The organism is Lentzea sp. NPDC037011 (assembly GCF_055607425.1).
Genome location: NZ_JBVJRT010000008.1, coordinates 152,240 through 170,549, shown reverse-complemented (window position 1 = coordinate 170,549; position 18,310 = coordinate 152,240). Strand labels below are relative to the sequence as shown.

Below are 18,310 nucleotides of genomic sequence, written 5' to 3'. Positions count from 1 at the left end.
ACCTCCGTCCTTCCTCGTCACGCGGCAGCGCCGTAGAGCGAACCCCACGACCACTGACCGACTTCAAGATCCGTCGCGATCGGCACCCCCATGAAGTCCGGGAGCGCCATGTGTTCTGCGATCGAGCGGCCCACCTCGTGAGCGATGTCCCGCGGAGCGCAGAACACCACCTCGTCATGTACGGGGAGCCGCATGTACTCCGTGAGCCCCGCCTCGTCGAGCCGGAGCAGCGCCTCCGCCAAGATGTCCCGCGCGGTGCTCTGGACGATGTAGTTCACCGCGGCGTAGAGCCGTTTGCGGTCGAGCGGGATCACGCGACCGGCCGGGGTGACGACCTCCTTGCGCCCGTACTCGGCGCGCTCGACCAGCCGGCGCGAGTACCGCTTGATGCCGCGATAGACCCGGTCGTACTCGCGGATCGCGCCCTTGACCTGAGCGAGCGGTGCGCCCGTCTGGCGCGACAACGTGTCGGGGCCGCCGCCGAACAACTTTCCGAAACCCACCCCTTTCATCAGGTCGCGCTGCTTCTGCGTGAAGCCGTCGCCGTACACGAGCCTTGCCGTGAACGCGTGAAGGTCTTCACCGTCCAAAATGGCTTGGATCATGACGGGGTCACCCGAGAGCGCGGCAATGACGCGCATCTCCACGGCCTGGTAGTCGACCGAGCCCGTGACCCAGTCCGGGTAGTCGGCGACCATGCCGCGCCGGATGCGCCACTCCTTGGACGGGAGCTGTTGCAACGCAGGACGGCTGATCGACATGCGAGCGGTACGCGCCTTGAGGGACGCGATCGACGCGTGAATCCGGTCGTCCGGGTCGCGGAGGTCGAGCATCGCCCCGGCGTACGAGGTGGCCCACTTTCCCGAGCGCTTCGCGCGCAGCACGGCGTCCGCCAACGGGTTCGGGTCGCGGGCGCCGATGCGTTCCCAGTCGCGGTTGAGGTCCGCGAACACCATCAGGATCTCTTTGTCGACCTTGAGGTTTCCCGCGTCGGTCGTCTCGGTAAGTACCTCGCCCATACCGACCAGCGCGCCGGACACCTGAGCCGGCGCGTTGACCGACCGGACGCCGAACTGCTTGGCGACGTCGCTCCACTTCTCCGCGTCGCGGAGCAGATCCTCGCGGAGGTTCGTCAGGTACTCGGGGTCCACCTTCATGCCCCGGCGTTCCATCTTGGCGCATACCAGGGAAACGGCGTGCTCGAACTCGCAGAGCCTCGCGAACCCGCGGGACTCGACCAGTGCCCACATCACGCGGTACAGGCGGGCGCCGTAGATCACGTCAAGTCCGGCGTACAGCGTGTAAACCGGGTTGTCGATCGGGATCAACGCCCAACCGGTCTCCTTGGTGAACCCGAGCCGGCGGAACTCGACCGTCAGCCCGTCCGCCGTGTCGACCGCGTCCGGGCAGACGTGCCGACGTGAGTTCTCCTTGAGCCGGAGACCTGCCCCGCCGTCCTCGGGGCCGCGCGGGTCGTTGAGGTGCACGAGGATGGACGTGTCCGTGATCTTGGCCCAGAGCGCTTCGAGGTCAAGCTCCAAGTCAGCGAAGTGCAGAACGGACACGATCGCGTCGAACGTCGCATTGTGGATCGTGATTCGCGGCAGGAAGCCGAGAGCCCACGCGACCATCAGCCGGCCGAGCGCAGCGAGTTCGAGCGGTACGCCGATCGAGTCGACCGGGATCACCCATGCCTCGTACTCGTTGCCGAGCTGTGCGAGCCGCACGCGGAAGTTAGAGCCCGCGAAGTCGAGCCCCGTCGTCTCTGTGTCGTACGCGATGACGCTCGCCCGGTTCCGCTGGACCCACCTACGGAACGCTTCGAGATCCTCGCGGGTCTCAACGTAGTAGATCCGCACCTCTTCACCGGCGACGCGGTGAGTCTGTACGCGCACGTGCTCACCTCCCTTCGTTGGAGCAGCACGAAAGGCCCCCACCCGGTGTGGGTGGGGGCTCGTGTTGCGGTGTGGCTAGCTCAGCTCCTCAGCGGTGGCGCGGCGAACGCCCCGGAGTTCCTTACCCTTGTTCGTGCGCGCGGCCGTGACCTTGCGGGACTCCATGTTGCGTTGGAAGTCCCGCGGTCCCCACCTCATGACCTGCTGGACCTGTTCGAGGTCGCGCCAGTCCAGGAAGAGGTTGAACGCCTCCTTGAGCAGGATCGAGCCGGCCGGGTCGCGAACGAGCGCACCGGGCAGGAAACCGTCCAGCACGTCCGAGCTGCGCCGGTACTCGTTCACCGCGGCCTGCATGGAAGCCGGCTCGCTGAGCCCGTGCTCGTACCACTCGACCGCACCGCGCACCGCCCACGCGAGGATTCCGGGCGCCTCCGCGAGGAGCTTGCCGGGAAGCCGCGGGTCCTTCTCCTTGCCACTGAACTCGCGGGCGAACGGGATCAGCCTCGTCCGACGCCAGAAACCATCATCTTGGCCCCTGACGTCCGGCTTGTAATTCGTGGCCATGAGCATGAGAGCCGTTGGGGTGAAAGTGAATTGCCCCTTGTACAGCTCCCGCGCGGTCACCGGGTCGCCTGCGGTCAACTGCTTGAGCAGCGCCTCGTTCAGCCGGAGCCCGTCCGACAGCTCGGAGAGCATCGCGAGCCGCAGCCCGCGCAGTGCCGCAAGCGCCGGGTTGGCCGCGCCCGGATCGAAATTGCGTTGGTACGCAATCGCTGCTTGGCTGACGTGCCCCGTGATACCGCGGAACACCTCGGAGAGCGTGTTCAGCAACACGGACTTGCCGTTGCTCCCGTGCCCGTACATCAGGGCGAACACGTGCTCGCGCGTCTCACCCGTGATGCCGTAGCCGATGAGGCGCCGGATGAATGCGGGCATCTCGGGGTCATCCGGGAACACCTCGGAGAGGAACGCCTCCCACCGCGGAGCCTTGGCGGCCGGCTCGTAGTCGAGGTCCACGAACCGCGTCAGCATGTCGTCCCGCCGGTGCTCGCGGAGCCTGCCCGTGCGCAGGTCGATCGTCCCGTTTCGGACGGTCAACAGGTGGTGGCGCGCGTCGAACTCCCACACCTCCCGCGCGGTGATCGTGCGCAGGTGGTCGAGCGTGGCGCGGATGCCCGAGTCCATGTGAAGCCGACGCGTGTTCTTGAGCGCGGCCTCGTACGCCTTGGACTCAACGCCGTGTTCGTCCGCAACCACCTTGAGCTGCGCAACCATCGCGTCCGCAACGGTGTGCCCGATCGCGCGTTCCCGCGTCGCGCTCATCTGCGCCCACACACGGCCGTTCCACGTGAGGAAGCCGACGCCGTCCACGTGCGCGGTGTCCGAGCCGACGATCTCCAACGCCTTCCGGGCGTTCTCGATGTCAGTCCCCTGCATGGGCTTCACCTCCTTGCGCTCGAACCCTCCTTGGACGGCGACCTTCGCGGGCTGCCACGGTTCCGCGTCGGACACGGCCGCGTGGTAGACACGGGCGAACTCGGCCGGGTCCGCCTCGCGCCATGCCGTGATGTCGTTCGCGGCGACGCGCATCACGCGGGGGTGCAGCCCGAGCGCGGTCAGGTTCGCGCCGAGTGCGGCGTTGAACTCCCGGCCAGCTCGGTCGTCGTCCCCGGCGAGCACGATGTCCCCGCCGTCCGCTCCGGCCATCAGCTCCCGCGCTGCACGCTCGGCCCGCGCCGTGCCAGCTCCGCGGATGAACGCCGTCCGGTAGCCGGTCGCCACGGACGTCAGCCCGTCGCTCGGCCCCTCCGCGACAACCACCGTGCTGTAGCTGTCCGGCAACGCGAACACGCCCGTTGCGTCCCATTGAGCGCCGTTGGGGCTCTTGAGGTTGAGCCACCTACCCGGACACTCGCCGGAGAGGTCGCGACCCTGCAACCCGCGAGGGACGCCGTCCCAGTCGAGGAACGGGACAATCAGCCGTGGGTACGCCGCGAAGCTCTCCGACCGGAAGTCCTTCGCGGGCTTGACATCGATCGTCCCGTCATCGAACCCGAGCCGGAGAGCCGCGGCCATGTCCGCCGTGATGCCGAACCGACGCAGCGCGTACTCCGCCGCGGGCGAGCCGGCGAACCGCGCGGCAGCGAGCGCCACGTACCGCCCGAGCGCGCCGATTGCAGCCACGTCGAGCGGCTGAGGTGGTGCGGCGCTGAGCGTCGGCTCGCCGGTGACGCCGAAGAGGTCCGCCTCGCTCAGCTCGGCCGCGCCCAGCACGTCTCGCGTGGAGCACCCGGCGCGGCAGAACAGCAGCGCGCGGCCGTCCGCCTTGAGCGAGACGAACAGCGACGGGCGGCCGTCCCCGTGTGCGGGGCAAGAGACGAGCACGCCGCCGGACTCGTCAAGCACTACGCCGGTGCCGAGCTTGCCCAAGAGCTGATCAATGTGCACGGGTACCTCCTTTCCGCTCGGCGCTACGCCGCGCGTTCCCGGTTGGCGTCGACTGCGGCCATGAGTGCCGACCCGATGAACTCGGAGTAGGCGGGCGGGATCGCTTCGCGCAACCCGTCCCGCGAAGCCCACGGCATCCCCATGACCTCACGTGCCTGCGCAACGCCGCTGAAGTTCCCGACTACGTGCATGAACTCACCGGGCTTGGGACGGCGTCCCATCTTGGTTGTCGGCGTCGTGTGCTCGGGGTGCGGCGGTGCAGTGACCGTCACGTCTCCCAGCTCGAACAGCCGATGCCTGTAGGTGTGGAGACCGAACATTGCCCCACACAACAACACCGGATTGTTGAGCGGCGCACCCGGCACGTTCTCGATGACCCAGGGCTTACCGAGTTCGAGCAGCAGCTCCCGAATCGGCTCGACCAGGTCCGGGTGCTCGTTGCCCTGAATTCGCTGCGCGAGCGTGAAGGCTTGACACGGCGGTGATGCGTGGATCGCGTCGAACTCGTGCCCGTGGTCGCGGAGGAAGGCAACCGCGTCGCTCTGGTGGAACTCGAACGGGTATCGCGGTTGCGGGTCGATGTCGACACCGACCACCTCAAACCCGGCGGCACGGTAACCCATGCCGGCTCCACCTTGACAGCAGAAGAGGTCCAGCAAACGAGGTGCGCCCTGTCTCGTGGTCATCGCGAGAGCACCTCGCAGAGGACTCGGATCGCATACGCAGCCTGCTGCGGCACCACTCCGTTTCCCGTGAGCTTCAGCATGTCCGTACGCGTCAGACCGTTGATCCCGGTTACGTGGCCCTCGTCGAGGCCCATCATCCACTCGGGAAGCTCCGGGTTCAGAACGCGAGCCGCACGCTGTCCCGCCACGGTCGGGCGTGGTGCTGCCCTGCCGAGGATGCGCTCCCAATGACGCACGGCCGGCTCGAATTCGCGCCAGTCATCCGGCGAGGCCATCACTGCGACCTCATTCAGCGGGCGCGAGTTTGTACCTACGAGGTTGGACCTGCCGGACCGCCAGTCGCGCGCGGTGGGAGTGGGCAAGAGCGAGACTCCCCCAAGTACTTCGCCGCGGCGAACAGCGTCGACCCGCTCTGCCGTCCGTTCCCCCAACGTCCGCCTCTGATCCCGTGCCCATTCGGGGACACTCCCGTGTCGGGAGTCGGCAGCAACGATGAAGACTCGTTCGCGCTTGTGGGGGGCGCCAATGTCGGAAGCTCGTGGGCTTCCCCACGCGACGCGATACCCCATCGCGGCCAGGTCCGCGAGTACGGTGCCGAATCCCTTGCTCCGGTGCCCTGGAACGTTCTCCAGGATGACGAGTCCGGGTCGTACTGCGCGAATGGCCTTCGCGACGAAGGGCCAGAGGTGGCGCGGGTCATCGGTACCCTTCCGTTGTCCGGCGAGCGAGAACGGCTGACAGGGGTAGCCGGCCGTGAGCACGTCGACCGGCTGCACCGCAGCCCAGTCGACAGTCTTGATGTCCCCCAGGTTCGGGAGTCCCGGCCAGTGATGCGCGTGCACCTTGATAGCCGCGTCCTCGATGTCCGAGAACCACGCGGTGGTGCCGCCGAGCACTGCGTTCGCGGCCATGTCGAGCCCGCCGTATCCCGAGCAAAGCGAGCCAACAGTGACGGTGTCCTTCATGAGTGAGCCTCCTCCCCTAGACGGCGAGCAACATCGCGAACACGAGGAACACCGCCGCAGCGGCGAAGATCACGGCGACCGTGACGGCCACCTCAACCAGCGCTCGCCGCATCAGAACTCGGTCCCGGCGGGCGGGAACTGCTCGGTGACGTCGTGGATACTCGGGACGTGCGCGCACAAGAAGTCGTAGGACCAGTTCACGCACGAGCGGATCGGGTGCTCCGAACGCCCCTCGACCTCGGCCGCGTCTTCCCAGGACTCCGCGTACGTGAACAGACCCGGCGTCAGCTCGAACCAGTAGAAGCGGGAGCCGAGCGAGTCGGCGTCAGCGAGCACGCGCTCCAGCGTCGTCGTGTTGGTGGTCATAGAGAATCCATCCCCTCTCGGGACATGTGCCGTGATTGCGTGCGTCCGCCGGGACTCGAACCCAGGTCTCCCATTTCGTAGGGGCTCTCTCCTGTTGAGCTACGGACGCGAAGAGGCCCCGACCGTCCGAGGTGGACAGTCGGGGCGCTCAAGGGGTGTTGCTAGGCGGGGCCGAGGATCTTGATCACCGACCGGTAGTACGAGACGTCGCGCCCCGCCTTGGTCGTGTACTCGACCAGCTCGATTCCGAGCGAGGCCCGGACCGGACCGTCCGCCGCGGTGAGCTTGTCCTCGATCTCCGGCAGGTCGTTCACGAGCGACCAGGAACCGGTGGAGAACAGGAAGTAGCCCAGCTCCTCATCCTGCGCGAGGCGGAAGCGGAGGCGGATGTCCGGCTTGGGACCCTTGCCCGCCTTGGCGCGTTCCTTGCGCTCCTGCAACGAACGCGGGCAGCCGCACGGCTGACCCTTGTCCTCCTCGTCGAGCGAGTACATGCCGTCGCACAGGTGGATCGGGCCGGCGTTGCCGTAGAGCGCCATGCGGGTCTGGAGAGCGTCCGCGTTCTCGATGATGATCTCCACCTGCGCGGTGTCGGTCTTCACCTCGATGTTGTCGGACTTCTCCGTGCTCCACTCGGCGGGTTCACCGCCGAACAGGTCCGCGATCCGGTCGGCAACGTCCTGATCGTCGGTCGTGACGCGCCACTCCGACAGGGAGACGGGGCGCCGGCCGAGCAACTCACCCGCGCGGAAGCGGCCCACGAGGTCGTTGAGGAACGGGTTCTTCGGGCGAGGTTTGCTGTCGGGGTCGGTTTCGAAGATGCGCAGAGCCAAGGTGGGTGTCCTTTCAGACGTGGTGCGTTGAGTTCCTGTCGTACCTCGGGTACGGGAAGATCAGACGACGCGGTTGCCGCGGTAGTGGTTGATCACGGCGTGGTGCGCGACGCCGAGCGGGTGCGGCGCGGGGTTGCGGCCGTACAGCTCGTCCACGTAGCCGCCGAGCAGGCGCACATCGTCGAGGGGACCGCGCGAGAACAGCGCGTCGTTCGCCTTGCGCGCCTGTTCGAGCTTGGCCGCTGCCTCGCGCTCCGCCTTGGCCGCCTCGATGAGCGCGGTACCGAGCGCCTCCGCCTGGTCGACGTCGAGCCCGAACGTGCGCTTCTCGAACCCGCGGCCCGCGTCGATCGACAGCTCGGCGATCGTCGGCCGCCCGCCGTAGCGCTTCCGCTCGCGGAGCAGCAGCTCGGCGCCGTTGACCTCGACGCGGTGCGGCAGCGGCGAGACCTGTTTGACGGTCGCGCCTTCCGGGAGGTCGGTCGGCTTGTCGCCGGTGACCTTGTAGTTGACTTCGTAGGTGGCCAAAGGAATTCCCCTCTCCGGAATGTCCTACTTGGACGAACGACGCTGGGAGCCGGTGGACGCGGTGACGGTCGAGTCGAACAGCGGGTCACCGATCACGGTGTGCTCGACTTCCTTGACCCAGTCGAACACCCTGCGCAGGTACAGGAAGTACGAGAACACCTCCTTGTCCGCGCGGACCGGGACGAGCTTCCAGCCCTCCGGGCGGACGTGGAACACGCCGGCGCCACTGATCGCGGGGATGTCGACGTGCTCACCCGACTGCGTCTCGATGTAGTCAGCGAACCGGTACGCGGACAGTTGCAGCGCGACGGACGCGTGCACACCCGACCGTGTGCTCTTGGTGTCACCCATGATGACTTCGGTCTCGCCGTCGATCTCGATCTCGCCGATCCAGTCGAACGACCCCGCGTACTTGTGACTGGGGGACCACACGGTGTCTTCCAGGAACCGGAACCGCGGCTGGAAGCGGTCGAGGAACTCGCCGATGTGCCTGCGGAAGACCTCGATCTCCGGATGCAAGCGCCCGACCTTGTTGCCGCGCGCCATGGTTTCGAACAGGTCGTGCACCTCGGTGCCGATGTCCGCGGCAGCACCGGTGAAGCGCTGCGGCGCCTTCTTGATGCTCTCGACCGCGACGTCACGCTGACCGCTCAACATGAGCTGCACCACGGAGCCGATGTTGTCCGCTGCCCACTCGGCCGCGAGCTTCGCGGACCAGAACGTGAGGAACGGCTTGGGGAGCATGTCAATCACGCTCGTGACGCCGGGGTACTTCTCGCGGGACTCGGGGTGCACGTAGAAGCGTGAGCCCGCTCGCTTGATCGTCTTGGGTCCGCTCATTCGGTGCTCTTTCGTTGGGGTTCGTTGCTGTCACTGACCACTCCCCCCGCAGAACGCCCCGCCATTCATAGTGTGACCCAGGTCACGAAAGGAACTTAACGCACCTCGCTCACGCGAAAGCCCCGTCATCCTGTACGGGATGACGGGGCTCCGGGGTCACGCGGGCTAGCGCTGCGCGCGCTCGATGTAAGCGGTCAGCCTGTCCACTCCGGGCGCGAGGCGCGCAACGATCGCCTCTACGTGGTCGCGTATCTCGGCGGCGATCTCCGGAGTCATACCGGGCATGGTGCCGCCGTCCTGCCACTGAGCCGCGAGCGCTTCCACACGGAGTCGCGCGTCGCGGATGAACGACAGCGTCCTGTCCGCGTCGGTCAAGGGCTGCGCGGCAACACCCCGTTCGCGGCGCTCCGCGGCTAGCTCGTCCTTCCGCGCGTCGTCCCGCGACAGCGGTTTCAACCCGTACTCGCGGCAGAGGGCCATGTACTCCCCGACGTCGTCCCCGGAGATGACTCGGAAGCGCTCGCGCAGCACCTTGCCCAGGTGGTACCGGATGGACGGTTGCGCCGACTCAGGTAGCTGCGCCTCGTCGTATATGGCGCCGACAGCCTGCCGGTACTCGTACGTCTGCCCGTTGTAGTCCGGGCGGCCGGCGGTGTCCCGGTAAGCCTCGCGGAGGTCCACCAGCGCGGCAGCGAGGCTGCGCCTGTTCTCGGCAGTGCCTCGAATGGCAAGGAGCTTTGCGGCGGACAGGGCTGCGCTATGTCGTCGCGCTACCTCGTCGGTCGCCAGGGTGACGTCTGGCGTACTCATGACGCGCCTCTCTGGGTGCGATAGGTTCCGCACGGAAGGGTAGCATTACCAACGGGACGCCTTAGTGGGCAAACGAACGGCCCCGCCCACCCAAGCGGGCGAACGGGGCAACTCGGGCTAGAGCCCGCGCTCGAACTCGTCGACCGGCTTCACGCGGCGGTGCAACTCCACACCGGTGGCGCCGACGACCACGGCCGAGAGGACGTCGACCCACACCGCGTGCGGGACTCCCGGCACGTAGCGCACGGCGAACGTGGCTACCGCCGCGATGCCCGAGAGCACGAGCGCGGGGTACTTCGCCACGACGGTGCGCGCAACGGAAAGCGCCCAGTCAGCGGTCTTACGGAGGTACTTCACGTGAAAACCCTTCTGTTTTCGATGATGCCCCGAACCGCGGCGTGCAGGTCGGTGATCGTGTCGCCGTTTTCGACCTCGAAGTCCACGGGGATGGTGTCCGCGTGACGCTCGGAGTCGTGGGTGTCCGAGGTGTCGGAGCCAGGCCGCGAGACGCGGAAGAGGAATCCGCGCGTGGTTCGGAAGAGATCCGCCTCGTTGGGGAATCGGACATCCGGGACGACCACGGGAATTCCCACAGAGTTCAACTCCGCGATACGTGCGGCGGCGAGATTCACCCACACGTCCCGCCCGAACTGCTCGCGGACGACATCCGTTCCGAACGCCTGCAAGATGCGGCGCACCTCGGGGTATTCGTCCTTCGCGCGCTCCCAACCGAACTCGTTGATCAGCTCGGCGAGTCGAACGGGCTCCACGGCGTCCGCCACACAGCCGCACCCGCAAGCGTCGACCAACGCGAAGTCCACGACCGGGTTCAGGATCAGCGCCTGTTCCTTGACCGCGTCGGCGAGCCCCACGCGGACGTAGCCGTACGCGTCCACGAGGTACTGCGCGGCCGTATCCTTGCCGGTGCGCTTCCGGCCCACAATCCCGATGTTCGGCAGCACTGCGCCTCTCCCCTCAATCTGGATGACGTGCGGTAGGTTCCTCACGCACCTACACCGTAGGCACGCGAGGAACTCAACGCAACCTGGTCACGCGGAAGGAGCGGTGCCGTCCGTCTTGACCTCGACCGTGACCGTGCTCTTGACGTGCGCCTTCACGGCCTCGACCACGACCGCGCGCAGCGACTCGACCGTGATGCGCGGGTCCTTCGTGGATGCGGCAACCGCAGCGACCAGCGCGGCGAGCTGCGCCTCCATCCGCGGGAGCACCTCCTTGTAGGTCGCCGCCGCGTAGTAGTAGGCGTCTCCGATGAACTGCGCGGCCTCGGCCTCCTCGACGTACTTGCGGTTGCCGGGGGCGGCCACCTTGATGCGGTCGGTGAATGCCACGTCGTCATCCTTCCTTGAGGCCGCAGCAGCTCCACGACGGAACGCGGCCATATCGACTGTCTTGCCCGACGCGTAGCCGGGGTCCCACTTGCCGTCCCCGCCGGCGCCGTTGGTCTCCGCGTGCGCGCGAACGCACTCGATGTTGCCCCCGCCGAACAGGTCCGCTACGGCCTTGGCCCACACCTGCGCGGTTCGGTACTGCGCGTCGGTCATCGGCTTGTCGCCGGGGTACACGATTTCCAGACCAACCGTGTAGTAGTTCATGTTGTGGCGGTACGGGTGCAGCGGCCCGAGTGACGGTCCAGCGCCTCCGCCGGCGTGGTACGCGAGCCCGGACGCGATGACCGTCACGGAACCGTCAGCGTTGCCGCTGAAGTTGCAGAGTGCGCCGCCGCCGGCCCAGGCCTGCGAGCTGGACACCAACTCGGGGTACGCGGCACCGTAGTTCGAACCCGTGTGGTGGATGACGCCACCCTTGGGGTCGATCTGCGCGACACCGCCGTTGCCGCGACCGTCCCAGCCTGCCCACTCGTGGACGACTACGCCCCTGCGGCGCAGCTCCTCGACAAGCCGCCGAACAGCTCCCACGTGATCACTTCCCTTCGTTGGCCGCGCGGGACTCCACGATCCGGAGCCCCGGCACACGCGCCCATCGGTCGTCGTGCACCGCCACGCGGATGCGGATGTCCCCTACGTCCTCGCGGATGTCGGCAATGTCGCCGGCCACGTCGTCGAGCCGCTTCTCCACGGGGGCGAGCGCCTCCTTGATCGCGCTCGACACCGCGGCCTGGTTCGCCTCGCCCTGCGCTGCGACCGCTCGACGCGTCTTGCGCTGCCCGAGGTAAGCCGGCCCGGCCGTGATCGCGGTTCCGCCGAATGCGATCAGCGCGATGAGAACCGCGTCGCTGATCATGATGATTGCCTCTCAGTTCGGGAGCGGCCACACACCGGATTGGTTGGGCCACAGAGGGTTGGTCGCCGTGCCGGGGCTCACGGTCGGGTAGCTCTGCACGCTCGACCCGGTGAGCAGCACGCCTGAGTCCGTCGCGTTCGGGTAGGCGTCCGCAGGTGCGAGGAACACGAACTCGGGCTCGCGGAAGAACACCGGCGCGCGATTGTCCGTGCGCGCGTACCACGCGTTGAGGAACTCGCGCTGAGTCGCCGTGAAGCCCTTCGCCGCCGCGTCGGCGTCGTAGTCCTCGTTGCGCGCGTTGACGAAGTGTTGCGCAGTCACGTTGAGGTGGAACTCGACATTGCCGCGGCGGACGATCGTCTGCGTCGTCGTGTCGTCCCACTGTCCGAGCTGCATCCCGTGAAGCCACGCCATTTCGAACTGGTGAAGTCGCCACCCCGGCGCGGGGTCACCGGTGACGGTCCACTTCTGCGTACTCCGGGCGCTGCCCGTGATGTGCGTGCTGAGGTACACCTCGCAGGACGCTGCGCCCAGCAGAAGCACGGAGAACCGGGCGACCAATACGGGGTACTTCGGGTTGACCACGGCCGCGGCGTACACGAGGTGATCTTTCGGCACGTACACGCCGGGGCCGGTGCGCTCCATGTAGCACTCCCGCGCGTTCACGGAGTCGTGAGTCGGCAGCGCCTGCCGGTAGGAGAGGCTGCGCTCCCCCCGTTCGAGCGCAGCGAGCCGATTTTGCAGCTCGCGGAACTGTGCCGCCAAGGATGGCGGGAGCGTTGGGTTATGCATCGCTGTTCAGCACCTCCAACGGGGCGAGCGTGATCGCTGCGTCCTCGCCGCCTGCGTCATCCACAGTCACGGCGATTTCAGTCACCACGTACTGGCCCTGGATCGGCACCAGGCCGTAGCCGCCGGACACCTCGACCACGTCCCCGACGTCGAGCGCGTCGAGGCCGGGCGCGGTGCCGATGTACGGCACGACGGTCGGCAGCACGACGGGCGCGGAGCTGAGCGCGAGGAGCTGATCCGCTTTCGCTTGCAGCGTGGTGGTTTCCTTGACGTCGGTGTAGGACTCGACCACCTCAAGCCGCGGGTACTGCGTCGGCACGACGGACGCCACGGACCAGAGTTGTTCCGGCCCATCGCCGGCTCCCGCAGCGAGCGCGAGCGTGCTCACCGTCTTGCCGCTCACCGACGCCGAGACGATGTCGCAGTTGTGCCCGTCCGTGAAGACGAACGGCTTCACGCGCGAGCCGACCGGATAGTCCACTCCGAACGTGACGGTAAGGTCATCCTCGTAGACACCGGTCCACGCCGCGGTGAACGTGAAGTCGAACCCGCCTTGCACGTCCGCGAGCTGTGACAGCGCCTCGCCGATCGACTTGCGCTCGTGCTGCTTGTACGTGCGGTCGCGGAGCTGCCCCGTCAGCTCGGTCCCGTAGACGATCATCCCCAGTCGCGAGCCCGGCCCGTACGTGCCTGCGTGCTGCACCAGGCTCCGCGCAATCTCCGCCTGGTCCACCTGGTCGTACTGCAACGTCGCGAGGATGTGCCTGCGCCGGAAGTACGAGAGCCAACCCTCGCACTCTAGCGTCATCGTCCCCGCGGCGTAGTCCACGCCGGACACGTCCCAGTACAGGCCCGACCACACGAACCGGCCGGCGCGCTCGATGTACACGGCGGTCGCTCCACCGGGCACGAGTGTGGACAAGGTGACGCGGGAGACGCCGGGGTCGAGCGCAACGACAAGCTGCGCGGACCCCGGCGCGTTCCGAACGCGTCGGTAGGACAGGGACTCCACGGGTAGTTCGCCGTGGATGTAGCCGGTCAAGACGCTTTGGAAGATCACGCGGTACACGCCCGCCACCTCCTCAGCGTCAGGGACCGACGTACAAAACGGTCATGGTCGACTGCGCGGACGCCACACCGACGAACGTGCTCAGCGCGCCCCCGGTGTCCTGCATCGCTTGCAGCGTCACGGCATCGCCGGCGGTGAGGCTCGCGAGGATCGGCCGAGCGGCCATGCGGGTCACGGTGTCCGCGAGCGCAGCCGTCTCGGTGACGTCCCCGCCGGGAATCGCCGTGCCGTTCTTCGTCCACGAGAGGAACCGCCTCCCGCCGGACGCGCTGTAGGCGAACCCGCCCGCGCCCATCAGCAAGTACGTACCGGTCTTGGGGATGACGTACCGCTCCGGGTTCGGAGTGGCCGCGTGCCCGTTGTGGGTGTCCTTGTCCTCGGTCGTGAACGTGAGGTCGTAGTACGTCCCCGACACCACGAGGTTCTGCGCGACGGTCTGTCGTCCCTGGAACATCGGGACGTCCGGGTCCGCAACCCACGCGCCCGAGCGGCGCAGCCACCGCGTGTAGGTGTCCGTGGTGATCGCCAGGTCACCGTTCACCGGTGCGGTGAACTTCGCGTCGCGCTCCGCGGTCGAGGCGTAGATGCCGACGCCGAGCGGTCGCCAACCGGTGCCGTTCCACAACTCGGCTCGGCCGGTCGTCGAGTCCGTCCAGATGGTCCCCGGACGGGCTGCGGTCGGACGCGCGAGGCCGTAGAGGTTCAGGCCCGTGATGAGCTGCTGTCCCGCGGCGAACCGGTAGTCGTACGACTCGACCGGGAGCCCGGAAGCCTCCGACTTGACGATCATCTCTCGGAGGAGCAGCGCACCCGAGTAGGTCGGGGCGACCGGACTAGCTGCCGGAGTGCCCTGCTTGACCTCCAAGTACCACCGGCCGAAGTCCATTGCGTCAGCGGCCGGCACGGCGTACGCGATCAGCCGGTCGATCCGAGTTTGTGTCGCGTGCGGAGGCGCGATCGTGAGCACCGTGGATGCCACGGACTCCGCGAGGAACACGCCCGACACGCCGGAGGTCGGGCTCGGAAGTGCTGCGCGTCCCGGCGCGACGGTGACGGTGTAGTCCGGGTTCACTGCGGACTGGAAAGCGTCGGACGTGAACCAACCGGCGGTGTCACCGACCAACGCGGACAGCGCCCGTCGCACAGGGTCCGCATCGAAGTCGACACCCGCGACGAACACGGGCGGCAAGGGCATTTGCTGAGCTGCCAAGGGATTACCTCCGATCTGTGGCTAGACCCACGTGGAGCGCCACTCGCATTCGAGGCGCGGCTCCTCCGGGGCACCGGGGATGCGCGAGCCGAACAGGCCGAACCGAGCGACCCCCGGACCGGTAAGCGATGCCGCGGGGACGGTCAGCCAGGTGTTCCGGGTGCCGGGTGTGAGGAAGCGCGGAGCCGAGCCGTTGAACAGGACGTCGCGCGTGTCCGTGTTGACCTCAAGCCACTGCCCCGCGAGAAGTACGTACTGCAACTCGATCTGCGCGCCAGTCGACAGGTTGACGATCCGAGGCGTGTCGATCGGTCCGTACACGCGGAACACGAGCGGCGCCTCAAAGCTCCCCGCGTTCGTCGCCAGTGCGGTTGTCGGCCCCTTGGGCGGCTCGAATCGGAACGGGAACCGAAGGGGGAACCGCTTCCCGCCTCCCACCGCGACGACCGGAGGCAGTGCCGCGGTCGCCAACTGCGTGACGGGGTCGAGGATGAGGGGGCTCGGGCAGTACAGCTCAACCGCCACCGTGGCGAGGTTGTGCGCGTACGCGTCATCGATCGGCGCAGCGCGCTTCCGCACCTTCGCCATCACGTAGCGCGTACCCCCGCCGGCGATGCCGGGGAACCGGAACACGAGCGGGGCGAGTTCCTGCCCCACCGCGAACGCGGACTGAACCGCTGTCAGCGCGTCGGCGAACTCGGCCTCAGTCGCCCCGTTTACCTCGATCACGAGCGTGATCACGCGTGCGCCGATCATGTCCGGCTGGCTTTGTTCGCCGTGCCTGCTGATCGACTTTCGGTCCGCGGTACGAACCGCCGGAGCGTCGATCAGTCCGGCAATTTCCGTGAACGAAAGCGGGGAGTCCGGGGACCCGATCGCGAGTCCCCGGTATTCCGCCGTCCAGCTCTCCGAGAGAGTCGAGATACCAAACGCAGTCGTCACCGACTCACCTCCCGGAGTTGCGAGTTGCCCACGCGACCTCGTTTCCGATGCGGTACGGGTCCGCGTTGGTGGTCACGTTCACGATCACGTCACCGCCGCGCCCGGTCGGGTTCTGTGGCGTACGCGGCTGCTCGGCCGGAGCCGTGCCGAAGAACGCTCCAGTACCAGAGCCGGTACCAAACGACGGGCGCTCGACCTGCCGGAACGGGTCCCCGAACGCCACGTCAGTACCGCCGATCACTCCCGAGACGGACTCGGCAAGCTCACGCGCGGACCGCACCGCTACCGCTGCTCGCTCGGCGATACCGGCAGCGAACGCAGCCGCGATGCTCTGACCCGAGTAGAGAACCCAACCGCGACCGGCAAAAGGGCCTTCCTTCGCGGGTGAGAACGGGAACAGATTACGAATGTCGGTCAACGCGCCCGACACCTTCGCTTTGACGCTGGAAACCATGCTCATGAAGCCGTCGATCAATCCGCGGAGCATCGAGGCGCCCGAGTTATAGAGCAACGAGCCCAGATCCCCGAGCGCGGACAGCACCATTCCGGGAATGCCACGGACCCACGACACCAACTCGTTGAGCTTGCCGACCGCGGACGAGAGCAGACCGCCGAACCACTCAGCCGCTCGACCAGGAAGCGCGTTCAGCCACGCCACCGCGTCGAGCACCCAGCGAACGCCGGCGCGCACCGCCGCAACGATCTGGTCCCAGTACGTGACCACCAACGCGATGATCACGCCGAGCGGCCCGAGGACGATCGAGATCAAGAGCTGCCAGTTGTCGCGGACAAACGCAACGACCCAGTCGACCGCACCCGAGACGACGTCGGACAGCCACCGCCACGCCGCCGAGGTGGCTGCAACGATCTCGTCCCAGTACGCGATGATCAACGCGACCAGCCCCACGACAGCCGCGATCACCCAGCCGACCGGCCCCATGGCGAGCACCCAAGCCGCGGCCATCTGCGCACCGCGGATGAGCGCCTGCGCACCCATCAAGGCCCAGCCGGCAACCACGGAGGCTGCGGAGGCGAGCGTTGACGCGACCATCGCGGCGAACGTGATCGCGCTCTGGACGCGCGCAGCAACCCATGCGGCCACAGTGCGAGCCGCCGATGCGACCGCAGACGCACCGATGAACGCGTACGCCGCAGCGAGGTACGCCGCGTTGACGGTCGCGGAAGCGGCCATCATGACCCAGCCGGCGACCGTGCGAACCGCCGCGGCGGACTGTGCGAGTGCGCTCGTGATCGCGGCCCACTTCGCCTGCGTCCACGCGATGACGGATGTCACGCCTGCCTGGATCATGGCCGGAAGGAACAGGGCCGTGATGACCCCGGCGACCACGGTCAGCCACGTGTGGTTGTCCGCGATCCACGAGGACAGCGAGGACAGCGCGGGAATTACGTGTCCGGAAAGGACGGACCCGATCATCTCGAACGCGGGTCCCAGCAGCGGCCCGAGGAACGCCACCAGCCGCTCTACGGCGGGGATGACGTAGCCACCGACAACCGTCACGGCGCCCTCAGTGAGCGAGCGCCAGAACGCGGTGAGCCGGGTCGAGGCGTTGTCGTGCAACGTCTTTCCGAGCTGATCCGACGCGCCAGCGACCTGCCCGAGCGCGTCCACCGCGGACGACGGGTCGAGCGCGTAGAGCGCCTGCCCCATGTCCTCCGCCTTGGTGCCGAACAGCTCCACCGCGATGGCGTTGCGCTTAACGGGGTCCTCGACCGCGCGCAGCTTGTCCAGGGTCTGATCCAGCGCGGTAGCCGCGTCCGGGCCGCCCTTGCTGATCGCCTTGAACATCTTGTCCGCGTTGAGCCCGAGGTGGTCATACCCCTTGCGCACGCGGTCAGCACCGGCAACCGCCTCGATGCTGAATTCCTTGATCGTGTCCGCGACCACGTCCGCGTCACGGGCACCAGCCTTGAGCCCCTGGGAGATCAGGCCGAGCGAGGTCTGACCGTCCAGCCCCATGTTGCGGAACTGCGTGCTGTACTCCGACAGGGTGTCGAGGAGGTCCCCCGCCTCGTTCAAGTTCTGTTGGTAGCCGCGGGTCATCAGGTCGAACGCCTCGTCAGCGTCCTTCGCGAGCCCTGTTTTGATCATCTTTGCGGCTGCTCGGGCGGACTCGGTGACGTCCTCGCCCATCGCGGTCGCGAAGCCGAGCGCCTTCTTGGTGATGCGCTCAATGTCCGCGTCCGCTGCGTCCTCGGGGACAAGGCCGTTCTTCCACACCGCGGCGAGTGCGGCTTGCACCTCTTCGAGGCTTTCTCCGTACGCGTCCGCGTAGACGTGCCCCGCGATGGCGCCAAAGCTCGCGGCCATCTCGGCGCCGGCCCCGAGCTGCGCGGCGAGCTTCGCGTCTAGCCGGCTCTTGTCGAGTGCGGCAGACATGGCCTCACCGATGCCACCTGCGGCGGCGAACGGGGCCGCGAACTTCATTGCGGTGGCCGCGATGTTCGAGGCCATGCCCTGGACCTTCACGCCGAACCCGGCGAGCGCGTTTTCGCCGTCCCCGAGGGACTTGGTCAAATCGTTGACGTCGCCGAGGATCGTCACCTTGACGGGCTTAGCCATACGGCGGCACCCCCTTACATCACCTCATGACCGGCTCGCGGCGAACACCGTCCGAGCTGCGCGCAGCACCCCCGCCGTTCTGG

18 protein-coding genes and 1 tRNA gene are annotated in these 18,310 nt (G+C 67.5%); all 19 read right to left on the bottom strand.

Translation table 11 applies throughout. The features are described from left to right. Window positions 1-17: 17 nt before the first annotated feature. The 19 genes from ACZ7CH_RS25550 to ACZ7CH_RS25460 all read right to left on the bottom strand — a co-directional run bounded on the left by ACZ7CH_RS25550 (window position 18) and on the right by ACZ7CH_RS25460 (window position 18,227). Window positions 18-1,895 carry a DNA polymerase gene (locus ACZ7CH_RS25550; protein ID WP_470375083.1) on the bottom strand — a complete coding sequence of 626 codons (1,878 nt, stop codon included), beginning with the start codon at window positions 1,893-1,895 and terminating at the stop codon, window positions 18-20. A gap of 75 nt (window positions 1,896-1,970) precedes the next feature. Next, entirely contained in the window at window positions 1,971-4,343 is a 2,373-nt protein-coding gene (locus ACZ7CH_RS25545) for a phage/plasmid primase, P4 family (RefSeq protein ID WP_470375082.1), read from the bottom strand. A 23-nt stretch (window positions 4,344-4,366) separates the two neighbouring features. Beyond that, window positions 4,367-4,966: a DNA cytosine methyltransferase gene (locus ACZ7CH_RS25540; protein WP_470375081.1), complete on the bottom strand. Its 600-nt coding sequence runs from the start codon at window positions 4,964-4,966 to the stop codon at window positions 4,367-4,369. Window positions 4,967-5,025: 59 nt separating this feature from the next. Continuing rightward, window positions 5,026-5,994, bottom strand: a complete 969-nt coding sequence (locus ACZ7CH_RS25535; protein ID WP_470375080.1) for a DNA cytosine methyltransferase — start codon at window positions 5,992-5,994, stop codon at window positions 5,026-5,028. 111 nt (window positions 5,995-6,105) lie between these two features. After that, a complete protein-coding gene (locus ACZ7CH_RS25530; RefSeq protein WP_470375079.1) occupies window positions 6,106-6,360 on the bottom strand; it encodes a hypothetical protein in 255 nt (84 codons plus the stop codon). Window positions 6,361-6,400: 40 nt separating this feature from the next. Then, a tRNA-Phe gene (locus ACZ7CH_RS25525) sits at window positions 6,401-6,469 on the bottom strand. 52 nt (window positions 6,470-6,521) lie between these two features. After that, window positions 6,522-7,193 carry a recombination directionality factor gene (locus ACZ7CH_RS25520; protein ID WP_470375078.1) on the bottom strand — a complete coding sequence of 224 codons (672 nt, stop codon included), beginning with the start codon at window positions 7,191-7,193 and terminating at the stop codon, window positions 6,522-6,524. Window positions 7,194-7,253: 60 nt separating this feature from the next. Further along, on the bottom strand, window positions 7,254-7,721 hold the full coding sequence (locus ACZ7CH_RS25515) for a hypothetical protein (protein WP_470375077.1): 468 nt from the start codon (window positions 7,719-7,721) through the stop codon (window positions 7,254-7,256). Between the two features lie 24 nt (window positions 7,722-7,745). Next, window positions 7,746-8,561 carry a hypothetical protein gene (locus ACZ7CH_RS25510; RefSeq protein ID WP_470375076.1) on the bottom strand — a complete coding sequence of 272 codons (816 nt, stop codon included), beginning with the start codon at window positions 8,559-8,561 and terminating at the stop codon, window positions 7,746-7,748. Window positions 8,562-8,726: 165 nt separating this feature from the next. Next, window positions 8,727-9,371, bottom strand: a complete 645-nt coding sequence (locus ACZ7CH_RS25505; RefSeq protein WP_470375075.1) for a hypothetical protein — start codon at window positions 9,369-9,371, stop codon at window positions 8,727-8,729. A gap of 117 nt (window positions 9,372-9,488) precedes the next feature. Further along, a complete protein-coding gene (locus tag ACZ7CH_RS25500; RefSeq protein ID WP_470375074.1) occupies window positions 9,489-9,728 on the bottom strand; it encodes a hypothetical protein in 240 nt (79 codons plus the stop codon). Beyond that, entirely contained in the window at window positions 9,725-10,378 is a 654-nt protein-coding gene (locus tag ACZ7CH_RS25495) for a deoxynucleotide monophosphate kinase family protein (protein WP_470375073.1), read from the bottom strand. The genes ACZ7CH_RS25500 and ACZ7CH_RS25495 overlap by 4 nt, the downstream gene beginning before the upstream one ends. Window positions 10,379-10,420: 42 nt before the next feature. Further along, the gene (locus ACZ7CH_RS25490; protein WP_470375072.1) at window positions 10,421-11,308 is read right to left on the bottom strand and encodes a peptidoglycan recognition protein family protein; all 888 of its coding nucleotides are present in this window, start codon (window positions 11,306-11,308) and stop codon (window positions 10,421-10,423) included. Between the two features lie 4 nt (window positions 11,309-11,312). Continuing rightward, window positions 11,313-11,633, bottom strand: coding sequence for a hypothetical protein (locus ACZ7CH_RS25485; protein WP_470375071.1), 321 nt, complete (start codon window positions 11,631-11,633; stop codon window positions 11,313-11,315). A gap of 12 nt (window positions 11,634-11,645) precedes the next feature. Next, window positions 11,646-12,398 carry a hypothetical protein gene (locus ACZ7CH_RS25480; RefSeq protein ID WP_470375070.1) on the bottom strand — a complete coding sequence of 251 codons (753 nt, stop codon included), beginning with the start codon at window positions 12,396-12,398 and terminating at the stop codon, window positions 11,646-11,648. Between the two features lie 19 nt (window positions 12,399-12,417). Beyond that, window positions 12,418-13,494 (bottom strand): hypothetical protein, encoded by a 1,077-nt coding sequence (locus ACZ7CH_RS25475; protein ID WP_470375069.1) that lies wholly within the window; start codon window positions 13,492-13,494, stop codon window positions 12,418-12,420. A 19-nt stretch (window positions 13,495-13,513) separates the two neighbouring features. After that, the gene (locus ACZ7CH_RS25470) at window positions 13,514-14,689 is read right to left on the bottom strand and encodes a hypothetical protein (RefSeq protein WP_470375068.1); all 1,176 of its coding nucleotides are present in this window, start codon (window positions 14,687-14,689) and stop codon (window positions 13,514-13,516) included. Window positions 14,690-14,725: 36 nt separating this feature from the next. Further along, entirely contained in the window at window positions 14,726-15,646 is a 921-nt protein-coding gene (locus ACZ7CH_RS25465; protein WP_470375067.1) for a phage tail family protein, read from the bottom strand. A 4-nt stretch (window positions 15,647-15,650) separates the two neighbouring features. Next, entirely contained in the window at window positions 15,651-18,227 is a 2,577-nt protein-coding gene (locus tag ACZ7CH_RS25460; RefSeq protein WP_470375066.1) for a phage tail tape measure protein, read from the bottom strand. Window positions 18,228-18,310: the final 83 nt, after the last annotated feature.

What these genes read in the sequence shown, in the direction of transcription:
- ACZ7CH_RS25460 (WP_470375066.1), bottom strand. Translation starts at nt 18,227, where the DNA reads ATGGCTAAGCCCGTCAAGGTGACGATCCTCGGCGACGTCAACGATTTG.
- ACZ7CH_RS25485 (WP_470375071.1), bottom strand. Translation starts at nt 11,633, where the DNA reads ATGATCAGCGACGCGGTTCTCATCGCGCTGATCGCATTCGGCGGAACC.
- ACZ7CH_RS25540 (WP_470375081.1), bottom strand. Translation starts at nt 4,966, where the DNA reads ATGGGTTACCGTGCCGCCGGGTTTGAGGTGGTCGGTGTCGACATCGAC.
- ACZ7CH_RS25510 (WP_470375076.1), bottom strand. Translation starts at nt 8,561, where the DNA reads ATGAGCGGACCCAAGACGATCAAGCGAGCGGGCTCACGCTTCTACGTG.
- ACZ7CH_RS25535 (WP_470375080.1), bottom strand. Translation starts at nt 5,994, where the DNA reads ATGAAGGACACCGTCACTGTTGGCTCGCTTTGCTCGGGATACGGCGGG.
- ACZ7CH_RS25530 (WP_470375079.1), bottom strand. Translation starts at nt 6,360, where the DNA reads ATGACCACCAACACGACGACGCTGGAGCGCGTGCTCGCTGACGCCGAC.
- ACZ7CH_RS25505 (WP_470375075.1), bottom strand. Translation starts at nt 9,371, where the DNA reads ATGAGTACGCCAGACGTCACCCTGGCGACCGACGAGGTAGCGCGACGA.
- ACZ7CH_RS25470 (WP_470375068.1), bottom strand. Translation starts at nt 14,689, where the DNA reads ATGCCCTTGCCGCCCGTGTTCGTCGCGGGTGTCGACTTCGATGCGGAC.